Source organism: Streptomyces sp. a15 (assembly GCF_059026085.1).
The window spans coordinates 55,400-72,592 of sequence record NZ_JBWLKM010000007.1; the positions used below are offsets into that span (position 1 = coordinate 55,400).

General features: G+C 71.2%; 15 protein-coding genes. 3 read left to right on the top strand and 12 right to left on the bottom strand.

Annotated features, from left to right (window positions below; genetic code table 11):
- Positions 1-115 precede the first annotated feature (115 nt).
- Complete coding sequence (locus tag AC5P09_RS10395) at positions 116-730, bottom strand: TetR/AcrR family transcriptional regulator (RefSeq protein WP_493873566.1); 615 nt, start codon at positions 728-730, stop codon at positions 116-118.
- 210 nt (positions 731-940) lie between these two features.
- Between AC5P09_RS10395 and AC5P09_RS10400 the strand changes: the two genes are divergently transcribed.
- The 3 genes from AC5P09_RS10400 to AC5P09_RS10410 are packed head-to-tail and all read left to right on the top strand — an operon-like array spanning position 941 to position 2,906.
- Positions 941-1,759, top strand: a complete 819-nt coding sequence (locus AC5P09_RS10400; RefSeq protein ID WP_493873567.1) for a phosphatase PAP2 family protein — start codon at positions 941-943, stop codon at positions 1,757-1,759.
- On the top strand, positions 1,756-2,706 hold the full coding sequence (locus AC5P09_RS10405) for a DMT family protein (RefSeq protein ID WP_493873568.1): 951 nt from the start codon (positions 1,756-1,758) through the stop codon (positions 2,704-2,706). The genes AC5P09_RS10400 and AC5P09_RS10405 overlap by 4 nt, the downstream gene beginning before the upstream one ends.
- Positions 2,703-2,906, top strand: a complete 204-nt coding sequence (locus AC5P09_RS10410; RefSeq protein ID WP_493873569.1) for a hypothetical protein — start codon at positions 2,703-2,705, stop codon at positions 2,904-2,906. The genes AC5P09_RS10405 and AC5P09_RS10410 overlap by 4 nt, the downstream gene beginning before the upstream one ends.
- A gap of 36 nt (positions 2,907-2,942) precedes the next feature.
- On the opposite strand, the gene AC5P09_RS10415 is transcribed toward AC5P09_RS10410, so the two are convergent.
- The 11 genes from AC5P09_RS10415 to AC5P09_RS10465 form a co-directional block, all read right to left on the bottom strand.
- Entirely contained in the window at positions 2,943-3,764 is an 822-nt protein-coding gene (locus AC5P09_RS10415) for an LURP-one-related family protein (protein WP_493873570.1), read from the bottom strand.
- 64 nt (positions 3,765-3,828) lie between these two features.
- Positions 3,829-5,880 carry a phosphocholine-specific phospholipase C gene (locus AC5P09_RS10420; RefSeq protein WP_493873571.1) on the bottom strand — a complete coding sequence of 684 codons (2,052 nt, stop codon included), beginning with the start codon at positions 5,878-5,880 and terminating at the stop codon, positions 3,829-3,831.
- 302 nt (positions 5,881-6,182) lie between these two features.
- Positions 6,183-7,115: a sugar phosphate isomerase/epimerase family protein gene (locus AC5P09_RS10425; protein WP_493873572.1), complete on the bottom strand. Its 933-nt coding sequence runs from the start codon at positions 7,113-7,115 to the stop codon at positions 6,183-6,185.
- A complete protein-coding gene (locus AC5P09_RS10430) occupies positions 7,112-7,723 on the bottom strand; it encodes a tRNA-specific adenosine deaminase (RefSeq protein WP_493873573.1) in 612 nt (203 codons plus the stop codon). Before AC5P09_RS10430 ends, AC5P09_RS10425 begins: the two co-directional genes overlap by 4 nt.
- 13 nt (positions 7,724-7,736) lie before the next feature.
- Positions 7,737-9,263, bottom strand: coding sequence for a GMC oxidoreductase (locus AC5P09_RS10435; RefSeq protein ID WP_493873574.1), 1,527 nt, complete (start codon positions 9,261-9,263; stop codon positions 7,737-7,739).
- Positions 9,264-9,317: 54 nt separating this feature from the next.
- Positions 9,318-10,448: an ROK family transcriptional regulator gene (locus AC5P09_RS10440; RefSeq protein WP_493873575.1), complete on the bottom strand. Its 1,131-nt coding sequence runs from the start codon at positions 10,446-10,448 to the stop codon at positions 9,318-9,320.
- Between the two features lie 8 nt (positions 10,449-10,456).
- Positions 10,457-11,842 (bottom strand): carboxylesterase family protein, encoded by a 1,386-nt coding sequence (locus AC5P09_RS10445; RefSeq protein ID WP_493873694.1) that lies wholly within the window; start codon positions 11,840-11,842, stop codon positions 10,457-10,459.
- Positions 11,843-11,847: 5 nt separating this feature from the next.
- The gene (locus AC5P09_RS10450) at positions 11,848-12,729 is read right to left on the bottom strand and encodes a carbohydrate ABC transporter permease (protein ID WP_493873576.1); all 882 of its coding nucleotides are present in this window, start codon (positions 12,727-12,729) and stop codon (positions 11,848-11,850) included.
- Complete coding sequence (locus AC5P09_RS10455) at positions 12,726-13,643, bottom strand: carbohydrate ABC transporter permease (RefSeq protein ID WP_493873577.1); 918 nt, start codon at positions 13,641-13,643, stop codon at positions 12,726-12,728. The genes AC5P09_RS10450 and AC5P09_RS10455 overlap by 4 nt, the downstream gene beginning before the upstream one ends.
- Before the next feature lie 7 nt (positions 13,644-13,650).
- The gene (locus tag AC5P09_RS10460; RefSeq protein WP_493873578.1) at positions 13,651-14,952 is read right to left on the bottom strand and encodes an extracellular solute-binding protein; all 1,302 of its coding nucleotides are present in this window, start codon (positions 14,950-14,952) and stop codon (positions 13,651-13,653) included.
- Positions 14,953-15,873: 921 nt separating this feature from the next.
- Entirely contained in the window at positions 15,874-17,166 is a 1,293-nt protein-coding gene (locus tag AC5P09_RS10465; protein ID WP_493873579.1) for an NAD(P)/FAD-dependent oxidoreductase, read from the bottom strand.
- Between the last annotated feature and the right edge of the window lie 27 nt (positions 17,167-17,193).

The following is a 17,193-nucleotide window of genomic DNA, read 5'->3' on the forward strand; positions in this document are numbered from 1 at the left end:
GCGCCTCTCCGCTCAAGAGGAACCCCACCCGGCCGGGGGGTGCGCGCCGCCCCCGTCCCCACGGTGCGGCGCGAGCAGGTCGCCGTCCGGTCATCCGCGGACGGCGGCCTGGGTCCTAGGTCAGGCCCAGCGCGGGCAGCACCGCGGCCTCCACGAAGCGGACCATGTAGTCCGGGTCGGCGTACTTGCCCTCCAGGACGGGCCGCATGCGCAGCACACCGAACATCTGGGCCGGGATGTACTCCAGCGCCGGATGATCGGCGGCGACCTCGCCGCGTTCGACGCCGCGTCGCAGAATCTCCTGGAGCGCGGCGATCTCCGGTTCGACGAGCGCCTCACGCAGCGCCAGCGCGAGTTCCTCGTCCTGCGTGACGGCATGGCCGAGCGCATGGACCAGCTTGGTGTCGCGCGTCGCCCCGGCGCCCGCCGCCCGTGCAGCCCCGCGCAGATCCTCGGCGAGCGAGCCGGCGTCGATGCCGGCGAAGCACGCCCGGCGGCTGCCCCGCAGGGCCGCCGCCACGAACTGGGGCTTGGTCTTCCACTGCCGGTACAGCGTGGACTTGCTGCAGCGCGTGCTGGAGGCGACGCCGTCCATGGTGACGGAGTCGTAGCCGCATTCGCGGATCTGTTCGAGCACGGCGTCGAAGAACTCCCTCTCACGCTCCGGCGTGATCTTGGAGCGGCGCGAGGCGACGACCGTCTCCGGTCCGTTCGCGGCCTGCGACGTCATCTGCCCTTCTCCTCACTCGGATCCCGCGGGCGGTGAGGCCCGCTCTTCCAGTGTGTCGTATGTCAAACGAAACTCCAGTGTACCGGTACGGCAACGTATCGGTACACTATCGTTTCGGTACTCACTCGTATCGATGAGTTCCGGCCGTTCTACGAGTCACAAGCTCGTCCGGCATCAGCACACGCACCACGTCAGCGAAAGGGCCGGGGGATGAATGCCCGCACCGAGCCTTCCCAGGCGGCGACCAGCGCGACAGCGCGGCCGCCGCTCGTCCGTGAGCTCCTGCTCGTCGTAGGGCTCTTCCTCGTCTACAAGTTCGGCCGGCAGCTGGCGACGGGCCACACCGGCGAGGCCTTCCACAACGCGCACCGCGTGTGGGACCTGGAACGGACCCTCCATCTGCCCGGCGAAGGCTCGGTGCAGTCCCTGCTGCTGCACGGCGACACGCTCGCGCACCTGGCGAACACCTACTACGCGACCGTCCACTTCCCGGCGACCCTGGCCTTCCTGGTCTGGCTCTACCTGCGTCGCCCGGCGCACTACGTGTGGGCCCGGCGCGTGCTGGCCGCGCTCACCACCGCCGCGCTGGTGCTGCACCTGGTGTTCCCGCTCGCCCCGCCGCGCATGCTGGCCGCCACCGGCCTGGTGGACACCGCCCGGGTCTACGGCCCCTCGGTCTACGGCCCGCCGCAGACCGACACCCTGTCGAACCAGTTCGCGGCGATGCCCTCGCTGCACTTCGGCTGGGCGCTGATGCTGGCGATCGGCCTCATCGTCGCCACCCGGTCGCGTTGGCGCTGGCTGTGGCTGCTGCATCCGCTGCTGACGCTGCTGGTGATCGTCGGGACGGCCAACCACTACTGGCTGGACGCGCTCGCCGCGGGCGCCCTGCTCGGCCTCGCGCTCGCGGTGATCCACGCGGTGATCCACCTGCCGCACCGGACGGCGACCACCGCCGGACGCGCTCAGGACACCACCCTGGTACCCGCCCCCGCCGAGGAGCAGGTTCTCGTGGGAGCCGGCCGATGAACGCCACCCTGCTCGCCGTCGTCCTGTCCCTCTTCTCCTCCGTCGCCTACGCGGCCGCGGCCGTCGCCCAGGAGCGGCTGGCCGCGCGCAACCCGGGCTCGGGCGTGCTGCGGCTGCTGCGTTCGGGCGCCTGGTGGGGGTCGGTCGTGCTCAACGCGTCGGCCGCGCTGCTGCACGTCGTCGCCCTGAAGTACGGGCCGCTGACCGTGGTCCAGCCGCTCGGCGCGCTCACCCTGGTCGCGGCGGTGCCCATGGGGGCGCGGGTCGCTGGGCGGCGGGTCAGCCCGGTGGAGTGGCGGGGCACCGCGCTGACGCTCCTCGGTCTGTCCGCGATCCTCGTCACGGCGTCCGGACCGGCGCCCGAGCGCGTGCTGAACGCGCCCGAGGCGGTGGCGGTCGCCGGCGTGACGGCGGCCCTGATCGGCGTGCTGGCACGCCCGGGCACCCGTCCGGGCCTGCGGCACGCGTCCGCGTCCGGCTTCGCCTCAGGTGTCGCCTCGGCGCTCACCCAGACCGTGACGGTGGCCGTGACGGACCGCACGGAATCACTGCTCAGCGTGCAGGTCGTCGGGGTGGCGCTGCTCGTCGCCGCCTTCGCGACCGGCGGACTGCTGCTGTCCCAGACGGCCTACCGGGGCGGCCTCGGCGCCCCGCTCGCGGTGGTGACCCTGGCGAACCCGGTGGCCGCCGCCGCGATCGGCCTCGCTCTGCTCGGCGAGCGGCTGCAGGGCGGCGCGGCGGGCGTGCTGCTCGCGCTGGCGGGGGCGGGGCTCGCGGCGTGGGGCGTGGTGCTGCTGTCCCGGGTTCCGCCCGCCGTGGACCTGCACGCGAACGACGACGAGGAACACCCCGTCGCCGCGGTCCTGGCACTGAAGCCGGAATCAGCAACGGCCGAACCGTCGCTGCTGCCCCGACCGTCCGCGCCTGGACACCTCACACCCCTGTGACGAACGCCACCGTGCCGGGGCTCAACGGCGAGGGCGGCGTGGTGCTGCTGTCCCAGGTACCGCCCGCCGTGGACCTGCACGCGAACGACGACGAGGAACACCCCGTCGCCGCGGTCCTGGCACTGAAGCCGGAATCGGCAACGGCCGAACCGGCCCTGGTGCCCCGACCGTCCGCGCCTGGACACCTCACACCCCTGTGACGAACGCCACCGTGACAGGGGCCGCCGTGACGGGGCTCAGCCGAGTCCCCGCGAGTCCTGCTTGAGCGCCGTGTCGACGGTCAGCGCCGTCGCCACGACCAGGCTCAGCAGCGGCTCGGGCAGCTGGTAGTGGATCTGCAGGACGTAGTTGTCCGCGGTGGTGAACATCGTCTTGGCGAGGCCTTCCCAGGTCTTGGTGATCCGGGCGACCTCCTTGTCGGTGTGGTCGACGATCGCGAAGTTCCACGCCCGCCAGTTCTCCGCCTTGATCGCGCCGACCTGCCGGCCGTCCACGTTCATCGCGAAGTTGATCTTGCCGATCATGTTCTGCTGGACGATCTCACCGACCGGCTGACCGTCCGGACGCGTGACGACCACCCGCGACTTGAGGAACTTCGCTGGCCGGGTCAGCAGCAGCACGGGCCGGCCGTGGGCGTCGCGGATCTCCAGCTTGTGCGTCATGAACTGGTCGACGCTGGCGACGAAGCGTACGGCCTTCTTCAGCGCGCTCTGCCCGACCTGCACGACCGAGCCGAGCTGGTTGCCGCTCTGGTCCATGACCTTGTACTCATTGGTCAGCTCGATCAGCTTGGCCTTCTGGTTCACCACCAGGACGGGCTCGCTGAACAGGCTGCCGCCGCCGGGGCCGCCCGCCGCGACCCCGGCCTGCTGCTGCACCTGATGCTGGACGCGCTGGTCCGGGCCGGCCGGCTGCGGCGGCATCTGCGGCGCCGCCTGGGCCTGCTGGTTCGGGTTCGTGTGCTCGGTCCACTGCGCGCCGTCCCAGTAACGGAGCGTCTGGGCCGCTCCGTGCGGATCCGGGTACCAGCCTGCAGGTGTGTTCGATTGCGTGGTCACCGAGGCACACTATCCCGAGCGTCCCGGTCCCTGACCAGACCGGATCTTTACCCTCGGGAAGGCTTTACCCAGTCATGACGGCCGGGTCGCTCACCCCCGGACGCCCGTTCTCCACATGTCCCGCGAACCTTCGCAGAAACGCCGGGTCCGCCTCGGACGTGACGGTCAGGTCGTACCAGCGCCTGCTCGCCGTGAGGTCGAAGGTGTGCCTCACGGTGGCTCCGGCGCGCACGGTGAAGGTCCTGTCCCGGTCGCCGTATCCGCTGGTGACCTTCAACCGGGCCGTGCCGGAGCCCTTGTTGGTGAAGGTCAGCTCGATGTCGTCGCCGGTGTGGCGGGCGGTGACCTCGGGTCCTGCGTTCTTGTTCGGGCCCTTGAAGACGCGCAGGAAGCCGTTCGGGCCGTGCACGGCCAGGTCGTAGGAGCCGTTCGAGTACGCCGAGTTCCAGGTGTCGGCGATGCTCTTGCCGGCCTCGGTGGTGTACGTCCACGGGCCGTCGGTGCGGTTGCCGGAGGTGACGTGGAAGGCGGCACCCGCCTTTGCCCCCGAGGCGAAGGTGAGCGTGTACGTGCCGGCCCTCACGTCCGCCGAACCGTGCACGAGCGGGGCGTACTTCAGCGGGCGGGCCGGGCGCAGGCCGCGCTCCTGCACGGGCATGTCCGGGTCCGCCGGGGGCGTCGGGCTGTAGTCGGGGTGTCGCTCGCGGTCCGGCGGCTCGTAGCCGTCGGTGTCCGGCAGCGCGGCCGGCCTGGTGTCCTTGCGGGAGAAGTCGAACGCGGACGTCAGGTCGCCGCAGACCGCGCGCCGCCAGGGCGAGATGTTCGGCTCGCGGACGCCGAAGCGGCGCTCCATGAACCGGAGGATCGAGGTGTGGTCGAGGGTCTCGGAGCAGACGTAACCGCCCTTGCTCCACGGCGAGACGACCAGCATCGGCACGCGCGGGCCCAGGCCGTAGGGGCCGGCCGGGCGCTTGCTGTCACCGGGGTAGACGTCGAGGGAGACGTCGACCGTGGACTTGCCCTGCGCGGCGGACGCCGGCGGCAGCGGCGGCACCACGTGGTCGAAGAAGCCGTCGTTCTCGTCGTATGTGATGAACAGGGCCGTCTTCGCCCACACCGCCGGGTTGGCGGTGAGCGCGTCGAGGACCTGCGAGATGTACCAGGCGCCGTAGTTCGAGGGCCAGTTGGAGTGCTCGGAGAAGGCCTCGGGAGCGGCGATCCAGGAGATCTGCGGCAGCCGGTCGGCCTTGACGTCCGCCTTCAGCCGGTCGAAGTAGCCGTCGCCGTTCTTGACGTCGGTGCCGGTGCGGGCCTTGTCGTAGAGCGGGTCGCCGGGCTCGGCGCCCCGGTAGGTGTTGAAGTAGAGCAGCGAGTTGTCGCCGTAGTTGCCGCGGTAGGCGTCCTCGATCCAGCCCCAGCTGCCCTTCGCGTCGAGGCCGTCGCCGGTGTCCTGGTAGATCTTCCAGGAGATCCCGGCCTTCTCCAGCCGCTCCGGGTAGGTCGTCCAGCCGTAGCCGAGCTCGTCGTTGCCGAGGACCGGGCCGCCGCCCTGACCGTCGTTGCCCGTGTAGCCCGACCACATGTAGTAGCGGTTCGGGTCGGTCGAGCCGATGAACGAGCAGTGGTAGGCGTCGCAGACGGTGAAGGTGTCGGCGAGCGCGTAGTGGAAGGGGATGTCCTCGCGGTCCAGGTACGCCATGGTCGTGGTGCCCTTGGCGGGCACCCACTTGTCGTACTTGCCCCCGTTGTAGGCGGCCTGCCCGTCGGTCCAGCCGTGCGGCAGGCCTTCCAGGAACTGCATGCCGAGGTCGTCGGCGTCCGGGTGGAAGGGCAGCACCTCCTTGGTGCCGTCCGGCTGGTGCCATATCGACTTGCCGTTGTCGAGCGTGACCGGACGCGGGTCGCCGAAGCCGCGGACGCCCCTCAGCCTGCCGAAGTAGTGATCGAAGGAACGGTTCTCCTGCATCAGGACGACGATGTGCTCGACGTCCTCGATCGATCCCGTTCGGTGGTTCGCGGGCAGTGCGGCGGCGCGCTCGATGCTGGCCGAGAGCGCGGTGAAGGCCGTGGTGGCACCCGCGAGTTGGAGGAATCTGCGCCGGTTGACTTCGGACATGGCTGAGGGACCTCTCGCCTGGAAAGTTGTTCGACCGGCCGGATGGTGACGGAATGCGCGCGAAAAGAGTGTTCCAGGAGCACCAAACGTCAGGGAAGGGTGCGATGGCGCTCATGTGAAAGTCGTCGGTACGTGGGGTGCTCGGGGCCGGAGTGAGGGCAGGTTCGCGATCACGACGGAGACCCACACCTCACTGTCCACGGGAGTTGGGGCACACCGGGCTCTTCCCCTGGTACGTCGCCGTGCTCTGCCTCGGGTCGTCGCTGGTGTATCTGCGCCTGCCGGAGACGGCCCACACGGAGCTACGGCGCTGAGGCCCACCGCTGCGCCACGGCCTTGCCCGCCCGCAGCGCGGCCACGGGGTCGGCCGCTTCGTCCAGTTCGACGAGTACCGTTCCGGCGCCGGGCGTGCGGGACATCGCGTCGGCCCAGCCCTTCCAGTCCACGATGCCCGTGCCCAGTGCGGTCATGTAGGGCTGCTGCTGGGCGAAGACCGTGTCGTCGATGGTGAGTTCGACGTCGATCGGCCTGACCGCGTCCTTCCAGTGCGCCAGCGCGATGCGCGGGGTGTGGCGGCGTGCCACGGCGACGGGGTCTCCTCCGCCGAGGGCGATGTGGCAGGAGTCGGGGCACAGCCACACGTAGCGCGGGTCGGTGAGGGTCATGAACAGGTCGATGTCCCGCTCGTACCAGAGGGTGCTGTTGGACTCCGTGTGGAAGGCGAGCCGCACACCGTGCCGGGCCACCGCCTCGCCGACCGCGTGCGCGATGTCGGCCATGCGGGTCATGTAGGCGGCGTCGACGAAGAAGGGCGGACGGGTCCCGTACGTCGTCCGCATGGGCAGGCCGGCGACGAGGAGGCCCGCCCCGACGTCGGAGAGGAAGGCCGCGCGGCGTTCGGCGTCGGCGACGATCGCGGGCAGGTTCTCGACCTGCCGCCAGTCGGGGGCGTCGCTGCCGGCGATGAAGGCGCTGACCACGGACAGGCCCCGGCTCGCGAGCTCGGCGCGGAACGCGGCCGCGCTGCCGAAGGCCCGCAGGGCGGAGTCGAGGTCGCCGGGGGCGAAGGTCAGCTCGATGCCGGTGACTCCGGCGTCGACCAGGGCGTGCATGACCCGCTCCCAGAAGCGTTCCGGGTTCGCCGCGGCCCAGTCCCGCACGGCGTCCGCGGACTCGAGGCCCCAGAAGTCCGGGTGGTAGAAGGTGATGATGTCGGTGGCGAAACGGGGCGTCATTCGGCACCTCCGCGGGCGTTGTAGACGACGATGCCGTCGGCGGAGTCAACGGCCTTGCGGTAGGCGCGGAACACGGTGAGCGCCTCGTCCCGGAGCACGTCCTGCACGACCTCGATGCCGCGTGCCTCGAACTGTCCGGCCCAGTCGGCGCCGAGCGGGCCCTCGTCGAAGGTGGTGATCTCCTCCAGCTCCGGGCCCTCGCCGGCGACCACGAGTCCGCGCACGCCGGACCACAGGGTGGCGCCGTAACACTGGATACAGGGACGCCAGTTGACGACCAGTTCGTGCGCGGGCAGCCCGTCACCGCCGAGGTCCCAGCCCCCGGTCGCCGTCTGCGCGAGGCCGAGCGCGACGACCTCGGCGTGGGCGCTGGAGATGCCGGAGGCGAGGACGACGTTCACGCCGACCGAGACGATCCGGCCGCTGGCCCGCTCGGCGACGAGGGCCGCGAACGGGCCGCCGTTGCCCTCGCGCCAGTTGCGGTCGGCGAGGCGGTGCACGAGGCGCATGCGGTCGTCGCGGTCGGGAACGGCGGCGGGCACGTCGGCCAGTGCGTCGTCGATCCAGGCCGGCAGGGCCACCTGGTACCGCTTGGCGATGTCGATCATGATGGGGTTCCTGTCAGTGGGCGGCGAGCGCGGTGTTGCGTACGGCTACGGCACGGGCGGCCCGGACGGCGGTCACCGTGCCGGTCAGGGTGACGTTGGCGGCCATCGCGGTGGGGATCACGCCGTTGCCGGCGAGGTAGAGGTTGTCGTAGCCCCACACCCTGCCGTCCGGGTCGCACACGCTGGTGCCGTCGTCGGCGGTGCCGCAGCGGACGGTGCCGGTCTGGTGCAGCGACGAGCCGGGCGGGAGCAGGGCGCTCTCGGTCGCGGGGTCGAAGGGCCCGAACTCCTCGGCCAGCGACCGTACGTCGTCCAGTGCCCGGCCGATCAGGGCACGGTCGGCGTCGGAGTAGCCGAAGTCGACGGTGATCCGGGGCATCCCGGCGAGATCGGTCCCGGTCTCGGAGAACACGAGCCGGTTCTCGGGGCGCGACTCGACGGGGACGTACAGGGAGAGGCCCACCGAGTGGGCGAGGGGCCGGCTGCCCTCGTCCACGTAGGTGCGGTTCATGATCTGACCGTGGAACGGCTGTGCCGTCCCGTTCTGCGGCAGCCAGAGCGAGTCCGTGCTGAACTCGCCGGGGCGTGGCAGGGGCAGGGCGTCGACGTCGATGCCGAAGCGGTCGAGGTCGAGCAGGACCCGGGCGGTGACGAAGGCGTGCTCGTTGAGGTGGCGGCCCAGCGCGTGGGGCCGTATGCCCGAGGCGAACAGCAGTTGCGGGGTGCGCAGCGCGTCGGCGCACACCACCACGGTGTCGGCGAGGAGTTCGGACTCGGCGCCGTCGGCGACGCGGCGCAGCCGGGCGCCGGCGACACGGTGGTCCGAGACCAGGAGCGAGGTCGCGAGCGTCCCGGTCACCAGGGTGAAGGCCGGGTCGCCGCCGGTCGCGAGGGCGGGGAAGATCGTCCCCGGAGCCGTGCGGGGCATGGGGCCCGACGGCGTCGGGGTGACGGCCATGGGCATCGGCTGCGGCCCCCGGTCGTGCGGTCCCACGCCGTCGAAGCGTCGGCGCAGGACGTCGAGCACCGTGCGGCCGACCTCGGTCGGGCCGATCGCGGCGGGGGTGACGGCGAGGATCCGGTGCGCGGTGGCGAGGTCCGCCGCCCAGCGGGCCGGGTCGCCGAAGTCGAACACCTCGTGCCCGGCGGGCCAGGGCGTGGCGGCGGTCCAGTGGACGCCCATGCCGCCCGCGTTCCACGCGAGCGCCGTCGCGGGCATCGCCTCGGCGTCCTCGCCGAGGGCCAGGGCGTGGAACATGCCGGGCGTCAGGTCGGTCAGGTCGCCCGCGACCTCGCGCACCACCTCGGCGCCGGTGTACATGCCCTGGATGCCGGTGGCGACCTGTTCGTTGTAGCGCGCCCACAGGTCCGGGTCGTCGAGGTCGTGCAGGTGCAGTCCGGGGGCCTCGCCGATCGCGCTGCCGCCGTCCACCATCGTGATGTGCAGCGCCGGGTCGCCCTCGCGCAGCTGCCGGGCCACGACGGATCCCATGATGCCGCTGCCCACGATGAGGACGTCGGTGCGGGGGGTGTCGGTCAAGGTGAGACTCCATGTGTTGTGCCACGGGTGCGGGGAGGTGGGGGGGCGTTGGTGTCACGCGCGCGGGACGAGCGGGCCGAACAGCTGGGTGTCCATGCGGTCGAGGGCCAGCTTGACGGCGCCGACGAGGGCCGCGTCACGGCCCAGGCGAGTGGCCCGCAGCTCTGTCTCGGGGGCGCGGGCGTCGAGCATCGCCTCCCGCACCCGGGGCAGCAGCACGTCGGCCGCGTTCTCCAGACCGCCGCCGAGCACGATGAGCGAGGGCGCGACCGTCCACGACAGGATGGTGAGGATCGACGCGATGTTCTCCACGAACTCGTCGACCTCCGCGAGCGCGGCCGGCTCACCCGCCCGGGCGGCCTCGCAGCGGGCGAGGGCGACGGCCCGTTGGGCGGGTTCCGGTGAGCTCAGCCAGGCCACCGGGTGGTTCTCGACCGAGGCCGTCGGTATCGACCGCGCCTCGACGATCTCGCCCGCCGCGCCGTCGAGACCGCGGTGCACGGCGCCCCGGATGAGGATGCCGAGACCGGTGCGATTGCCGAGAATCGCCCAGACGACATTGTCGTGATCGTCGGCCACGCCCCGCCAACGCTCCGCGAGCGCACCGAGGTTGGTGTCGTTGTCCGCGAACCAGGGCATCGGGATGCGCCGGCTGAGTTCCTCGGGCAGGTGCACGCCTTCCCAGCGGGTCGTGTGCACCAGGCGCCGTACGACTCCCTCGTCGTCGATCGCGCCGCCGCTCGCGACCGCGCCCGCGCGCAGCCGGTCCGCCGATCCGCCCGCGTCGTCGAGCGCCTCAAGGACCAGTGCCGCCGCGTCGTCGAGGGTGACCTGTGGGTCCTGGTAGGCGCGCAGCGGCCCGTGCGCCCGGCCGAGGATGCGGCCGCGTACGTCGGCGACGACCGCGGTCGCGTCCGAGGTGGTGATGCATACGGCCGCCAACAGGGCGTGTTCTGCGCGCAGTTCGTAGCGTCGGGCGGGGCGCCCGGCGGAACCGCTGACCGGCACCCGGTCCAGTTCCGCCACCCAGCCGGCCTCGACGAGCGAGTCCAGGATGAGTTCGATGGTGCGGCGAGACAGGCCGGCCTGCTCGGCGAGCGCGGTCAGCGTCGTCGGCCCGGCGGACACCGCCAGGGCGCGCAGGATGACCGAGGTGTTGACGCGTCGGACGGCGCTCTGGTTCATCCCTGACATCAGCACGCCCCCGCCGCCTCGGACCCTTGCCCTGACCCCGGCCGTACGACGGGATCGAACACGCCCGTGGTGTCGGCCACGAGTGCCGCGCCGGGCCGACCGTACTCGCGCGCCGGGTCACCGGGCGTCCCGGTCGCCCGCGCCCAGGCCGGTTCCCGGCCGTGGACGAACGCGGTCAGGTCGGCGTGCATCGACGTGGCCAGTTCGCGGGGCGGGTTCGGGCCGAGTGCCTGGGCGACTCCCGGTGCGTCGAGTACGTCGAAGAAGTACGGGATGTCGACGCAGTGCGCGGCGCCGCCGAGCACGGGCGAGGGCCACTCGAAGGAATACAGCCAGGTGCCGGCGGCGGCGTCACGACGGGCGGCCGCGGCGCGCGGGCAGGCGGCGCGGAACAGGGTGTCCGTGCGGCGGGTTCCGGCCAGGCGGCCTTCGTCGGACGAATCGGCGCCGCTGTCGAACTCGTCCCCCGTCGCCCCGAGCAGCAGCGGTACGTCGTGCCCGTGCGCGGCGAGTCCGTCGGCGACCGGCACCGGCAGGATGTCGTCGCCGACGAACGGGGCGAGTACGAGCGGGTCGCCGTCGCCCCTCTCGTTCCGCAGGTCGAGCACAGCCCGCTGGAGTTCCTCCACGGTGCGGCCCCCGAACCCGGCGCGGGTTGCGGGAACGCCGAGTCTGTCCCCGAGTTCGTCGAGGAAGTCAGGTACGGCGCCCGCCTCGAAGAAGCCGCCGGACAGGCTGACCGCGCGGTGGAAGCGGCCGTCGCGGGCGGGCGAGGAGAGCAGCGCGAGCACCGCCGCTCCCCCGGCCGACTGGCCGGCGACGGTGACCCGGTCCGGATCTCCGCCGAAGGCCGCGATGTTCTCCCGCACCCAGTCGAGGGCGAGCAGCAGGTCCCGCAGCCCTAGGTTGGTGGGGACGTCGTCCAGTACGGCGAAGCCGTCGACGCCGAGACGGTAGCCGACGGTGACGCAGACGACGCCGTCACGGGCGAAGGCCCGGCCGTCGTACCACGGGCTGGCCGGGCTCCCCGCGAGGAACGCACCGCCGTGGATCCACACCAGGACCGGGAAGGGCCCCCGGTCGTCGTCCGCGGCCGGGGCGACGACGCCGAGGTTCAGCACGTCGTCGCCCGGGACCGACGGTTCCGGCACGGTGGTCGTGGCGAACAGGGGCACGCGCTGGTAGGTGGGGCCGTGCCGGGACGCGTCGTACGGCTGCCGGAACCGGCCGCGTGGGACCGGTGCGGCGAACCGCCGTGCGCCCGTGGGCGGTTGGGCGAAGGGGATACCGAGGAAGCGGCGGGTCCGGCCGTCGCGCAGGCCGACGATCGTGCCGGCGGGGGCGTGCACGGCGTCCGGCTCTCCGGGTGCGTCGAGGGAGTGCATCTCGGTCACCGCATTCCCGTTCCGGAGATCCCCTGCACGAAGTAGCGCTGCAGGAACAGGAAGAGCAGCAGCACCGGCAGCATCACGACGATCGCACCGGCGAGCAGCAGGCCGTAGTCCGTGACGTGGGCGGCCGCCTGGCTGGTGGCGGCCAGGCCCACCGGCAGCGTGTAGGTGGACATGCTCTGGGCGACGATGAGCGGCCAGATGAAGTTGTTCCACGAGGCGAGGAACGACATGATCGTGATCGTCGCGACGGCGGGGCCCGCCAGCGGAAGAAAGATCCGGAAGAAGATCCGGAACTCGCCCGCGCCGTCGATCCGGGCCGCTTCGAGGAGTTCGTCGGGGATCGACGACGCGTACTGCCGCATGATGAAGACGGACAGCGGCATCGCCACGCCGGGCAGGGCGATACCGGTGAGGGTGTCCGCCAGGCCGAGGTCGACGGTGATCACGAACTGGGTGACGAACACCGCGGTGAACGGCACCATCATCGCCGCCATGACCGCGCCGAACGCGATCCGCCTGCCCGCGAAGTCGAGCTTGGCGAGGGCGTACCCGGCGGCCGACGCCGCGACGATGTTGCCCGCCACCACGATGACCGCGACCACGACGCTGTTGACCATGAACTGGCCGAAACCCTCCGTCCTGAACAGCCGCAGGAAGTTGTCGAAGGTGACCTGCTGGGGGAGCCAGGCGCCGGGGTCGGAGCGGATCTCGTCGAGGCTGCGCAGCGAGCCGCTGACCACCCAGAAGAACGGGAGCGTCGTGAGCAGGGCGCACAGCACCAGCGCGGCGTACAGCAGCGGCCGGGCGACGGACCGGCGGGGCGGGGCAAGGCGGTCGGTGGTGGTTGCGGTGTTCCGCAACGCGGCGAGAGCGGTCATGCGCGGGGCCTCAGCAGTCGGAACTGGACAAGACTCACCACGGCCACCAGGACGAGCATCACGAAGGACGCGGCCGAGGACATCCCGAACTCGCCGGCCCCGAACTGGTGGTAGGTGTACAGCGCCACGGACTCGGTGGAGCCCAGCGGGCCGCCGTCCGTGAGCAGGTACGGCTCGTCGAAGACCTGGAGGTAGAACACGGTCAGCAGCACCGACACCATCAGGGTGGTCGGCAGCAGCAGCGGCAGGGTGATGTGCCGCAACTGCCGCCACCATCCCGCCCCGTCGAGCGCGGCGGCCTCGTACACGTCGTCCGGAATGGCCTGCAGCCCGGCGAGGAACAGCACCATCGCGGTACCGAAGTTGCGCCACACGCCGAGCAGGATGACCACGGGCATGGCGAGGTCCGGGTCGTCCAGCCAGTTCGGTCCGGCGAGGCCGACGGCGCCGAGCGCCTTGTTGACGGTGCCGTCGGCGTAGAAGGCGTACTGCCAGATCAGGGCGACCGCCACCACGTTGGTGACGACCGGCGCGAAGAAGAGCGTACGGAAGGTGCCGCGCAGTCGGCGGATGCCGGAGTTCAGCGCGACGGCCAGCCCGAAGCCGATCACCATGGTCAGCGGCACGCCGACGGCCACGAACAGGGCGGTGTTCAGGATGTCGCGCAGGAAGCTCTCGTCCTGGAACAGCCGGACGAAGTTGTCCAGGCCGGTGAAGTCGACCGCGAGCGGGTGCCTGAGGTCCGTGCCCCGCAGGTCGGTGAAGCTGAAGCCGAGCGCGGCGACGGTCGGGACGGCCGTGTAGAGCAGGAACACCAGGGCGAACGGCGTGAGGAACAGCCAGGCGACGGCCGTATGACGGGTGCGCCGCCGGGTGCGCTGCCGAGTGCCCGCAGCAGGCGTGGTGGTGGTCATGGGCGGCTCACTTCGCGCCCGTGCCGAGGCTTTCGGCGTACGACTGGATGTTCGCGGCGGCCTTCTCGGCGCTCGACGTGCCCTTGACCACGGCTTCCGTCTCCTTGCCGATCCGGGTCGCGACCTGCTGCCAGGTGCTGACCTGCGGGAAGGTCCGGGTGTTCTTCAGCTGCGCGAGGAAGGCGTCGAGCAGCGGCTGGCCCTTGATGGCGGGGTCCTCCCAGGCCGAGATGACCGCCGGGAGCGAGCTGTACGCCTGGTACTGGGCGACCTGGGTGCTCGGCTGCGCCATGTACCGGACGAGCTTCCACGACGCGTCCGCGTCACCGCTGCCCGCGAGGACACCCCAGCTGCCGCCGGCGGAGAAGGAGACGCTGCCCGAGGACCCGGCCGGCAGGGGTGCGGTGGCCACATGGGACGCCGTCCAGCCGTCCTTCTTCGCGGCGGTGTCGAGCTGCCCGATCACCCACGGACCGGTGATCATCGTGGCGGTCTTGCCACTGACGAAGTACGGCTGCGCGTCGAGGAACGTGGGCGTCGCGGTGTCGGCGATGCCCGAGGTGAAGAACGACGCGTTGTACTTCAGCGCGTCGACCATCGCCGGCGTGTCGAGTGTCCAGGTCCCATCCGAGGAGAGCAGCGAGCCGCCGGCCTGCCAGGCGTACATCGCGACGTCCTGGCCGTTGAAGATGTCCCACCCGTTGTCGGCCCCCAGGCCGCGCTTGGCACCGGCGCCCTGGAGGGCCTTGAAGAACGGCACCATCTCGTCCCACGTCGTCGGCGCCTCGACACCTGCCTTCTTCGCCAGGTCGGCGCGGTAGACGAGGGCGTACGTGTAGGCGTACCAGGGCACGGTGTAGGCCACGTCGTCGACCACGCCCGCGTCCCACAGGCTCTTGAAGAAGCCGTCCGGGTCGACGAGGCCGTCCGGCACGGCCCGGAGGATCGACGGGTCGAGGAACTGCGCCTGCGACTCGGGGAAGAACTGGGCGACATCGGGCCCCTTGCCCGCCGCGACAGCCGACTGGAGCTTGGTGTAGTACTCGGCGTTCGGGATCAGCGTGACCTTCACGGTGACGTCCGGGTTCGCGGCCTTGAAGGGCTTGATGACCTTCTCGAGCACGTCCGCGTCGCCCTGGGCGGCCCAGACGGTGACGGTGCCGGTGGCCGGGGAGTCATCGATCGGCTTGGCGGAGGCTTTCGCGGCGGCGGTGTCGTCCTCGCGCCCGCAGCCCGTCAGGCCGAGGGTGCCGAGGACGGCCATGCCGACGGTCAGCTTCAGGGCACCGCGTCTGGAGAGGTTGGGCACCTTGGGCTCCTGGGATTTCAGGGGGAAGTAGCGTTTTCGGTCCGACGGACCCAGGAGCGAAGCTATGAGCGATGCATTTCGGCCATATGCACGGGGCTGTCACGAATAATTTCGGAACTTGTAGCGAAATCGGTATGGGTGGCTACGGGGTGAGATGCCCGGTCGGCTGAACCGGTTGCGGTACCTCTACGTGTACCGCAGCCGGTGTGTCCGTCGGTCAGCGGAGCCGAACGGTCAGGTGGTACGTGCCGGACGGGATCCGGTAGGACGACACCCCGTCCGCGTGGCCGAGGAAACGCACCCCGTCCGCTCGCGCCAACGGAGTGCGTCCTTCCCGCACCGCATCGGCGGAGACGGCCGGAAGGCGCAGGGTCGCCTCACTGTTCGCGGGCCAGGCCCGACCAGGCGTCCCTGGGCGTGAGGAACCCCGCCCCCGCATCCCCGGACCACGGACCACGGACCACGGACCACGGACACGATCCGTGCCGCCCGGACGCGGAGCGAACGCGGGCAACCAGAACGCCCAACACCGTCCGGGGCGTTCGGCCGAGCATGAGACCAGGCAACAGGACTCGCTCCCGCTCAGTCCCTAGGAACGGTTCTTCTGGAAGCAGCCGGTCTTCTCCATCGTCAGGTACTTGTCCAGGGCGTCTGTCCACGGCGAATTGGCCCTGAGTCCCTGCGCAAGCAGTACGAGTCCGGTGCGACGGTCGACGAATTCGTCGCCACCAGCGGCCTGTCGTACGGCACGGTCCTCAACCGGACCTTCGCCTGGAGCGGGTTCGGACTGGGGACACGTGGGCTCAGACGCGTGTACGTGAGGTGCGGGAGCGGGGAGGGATCTCGCTGTCCCGGTACCCGCGGGGCCTTCCACGACCACGTCGCGGCAGGCCCCCGCGGTGTCGCCGCTGCCGGCACGGGTCAGCGCAGCCGGTCCTTGGCCTTGTAGTAGGCGCCGCCGAACGGCAGGAACCAGGGGGTGCCGTTGTAGAAGGGGACGGGGACTTTGGGGAAGCCGAGGTCGCGCAGGGGGTTGGCCTCCGGCTTGCCGTCCATCATCTCGGCGACCGCCCGGCCCATGTAGGTCGCCATCTGGACGCCGTGGCCGCAGTAACCCATGGAGTAGTACAGGCCCTTGGCCCCCTCGGCCTCGCCCGCGTGCGGCAGGCGGTCCCAGGAGAAGCCGACCATGCCGCCCCACACGTAGTCGATCCGCACGTCGGCCAGCTGCGGGAAGACCTCCACCATCTCCCGCTTCAGGATGTCCCCGCTCTTGACATCGGAGGCGGGGTTGGACGGGGCGAAGCGGGCCCGGCCGCCGAAGGCGAGGCGGTTGTCCGGGGTGAGACGGAGGTAGTGGCCGATGTTCTTGGAGTCGACCACGAGGCGGCCGTTGGGGATGAGTTCGCGGGCGCGCGCCTCACCGAGCGGTTCGGTGACGATGATGAAGCTGCCCACGTTGATCAGCCGCTTGCGGAACCAGGGCAGCGCCTTGTCGGTGTAGGCGTCGGTGGCGGCCATGACCTGCTTGGCGCGGATGGTGCCGTGCAGCGTCTCCACGTCGAACCCGCCGCCGGACAGGCGGGTCAGACCGGTGGCGGCGTTGCGCTCGTGGATCTCGGCTCCGGCGCGTTCGGCGGCCTCCGCCAGGCCGTGGACGTACTTGCCCACGTGCAGGGCGGCGCTGAGCGGGTCGAGCAGGGCGCCGTGGTAGTAGTCCGAGCCGAGTTCCGACTTCAGATCGCCGCGGCTCAGGAGCTGCGTCTCGTGGTCGAAGTTCTCGGCCAGGTCGCGCTGGGTGGCCTTCATCGCCTCGAAGTGCTGCGGCTTGTACGCCACGCCCAGGCGGCCGGCGCGGTCGAAGTCGCAGTCGATCTTCTCGGTGCGGGTGATGTCCTCGACGACGTCGACCGCCTCGCGGAACACGTCGTACAGCTCTCGGGCGCGCTCCTGGCCGAAGCGCTTGCGGGCCTCGCCGACACCGATGGTGATGCCCTGGGTGCACATGCTGCCGTTGCGCCCGGAGGCGCCAGAGCCGACCTTGTCCTTCTCGACGAGGACGACCCGGGCGCCCTTGCGGGCGGCGTGGTAGGCGGTGGACAGGCCGGTGAGACCGCCGCCGATGACCACCAGGTCCGCCTCGTCGGGCAGGTCCTTGCCGGACCGGTCGGGCAGGGCGGGGGCGGTGTCGAGCCAGTAGGGGATCTGCTTCATGGCGTGCGTCCTCACAAACGTCTGGGT

Bases quoted from the DNA above. Each gene is read 5' to 3' on its own strand.
- AC5P09_RS10395 (WP_493873566.1), bottom strand. From the start codon at position 730: ATGACGTCGCAGGCCGCGAACGGACCGGAGACGGTCGTCGCCTCGCGC.
- AC5P09_RS10400 (WP_493873567.1), top strand. From the start codon at position 941: ATGAATGCCCGCACCGAGCCTTCCCAGGCGGCGACCAGCGCGACAGCG.
- AC5P09_RS10405 (WP_493873568.1), top strand. From the start codon at position 1,756: ATGAACGCCACCCTGCTCGCCGTCGTCCTGTCCCTCTTCTCCTCCGTC.
- AC5P09_RS10420 (WP_493873571.1), bottom strand. From the start codon at position 5,880: ATGTCCGAAGTCAACCGGCGCAGATTCCTCCAACTCGCGGGTGCCACC.
- AC5P09_RS10425 (WP_493873572.1), bottom strand. From the start codon at position 7,115: ATGACGCCCCGTTTCGCCACCGACATCATCACCTTCTACCACCCGGAC.
- AC5P09_RS10430 (WP_493873573.1), bottom strand. From the start codon at position 7,723: ATGATCGACATCGCCAAGCGGTACCAGGTGGCCCTGCCGGCCTGGATC.
- AC5P09_RS10440 (WP_493873575.1), bottom strand. From the start codon at position 10,448: ATGAACCAGAGCGCCGTCCGACGCGTCAACACCTCGGTCATCCTGCGC.
- AC5P09_RS10445 (WP_493873694.1), bottom strand. From the start codon at position 11,842: ATGCACTCCCTCGACGCACCCGGAGAGCCGGACGCCGTGCACGCCCCC.
- AC5P09_RS10450 (WP_493873576.1), bottom strand. From the start codon at position 12,729: ATGACCGCTCTCGCCGCGTTGCGGAACACCGCAACCACCACCGACCGC.
- AC5P09_RS10455 (WP_493873577.1), bottom strand. From the start codon at position 13,643: ATGACCACCACCACGCCTGCTGCGGGCACTCGGCAGCGCACCCGGCGG.
- AC5P09_RS10465 (WP_493873579.1), bottom strand. From the start codon at position 17,166: ATGAAGCAGATCCCCTACTGGCTCGACACCGCCCCCGCCCTGCCCGAC.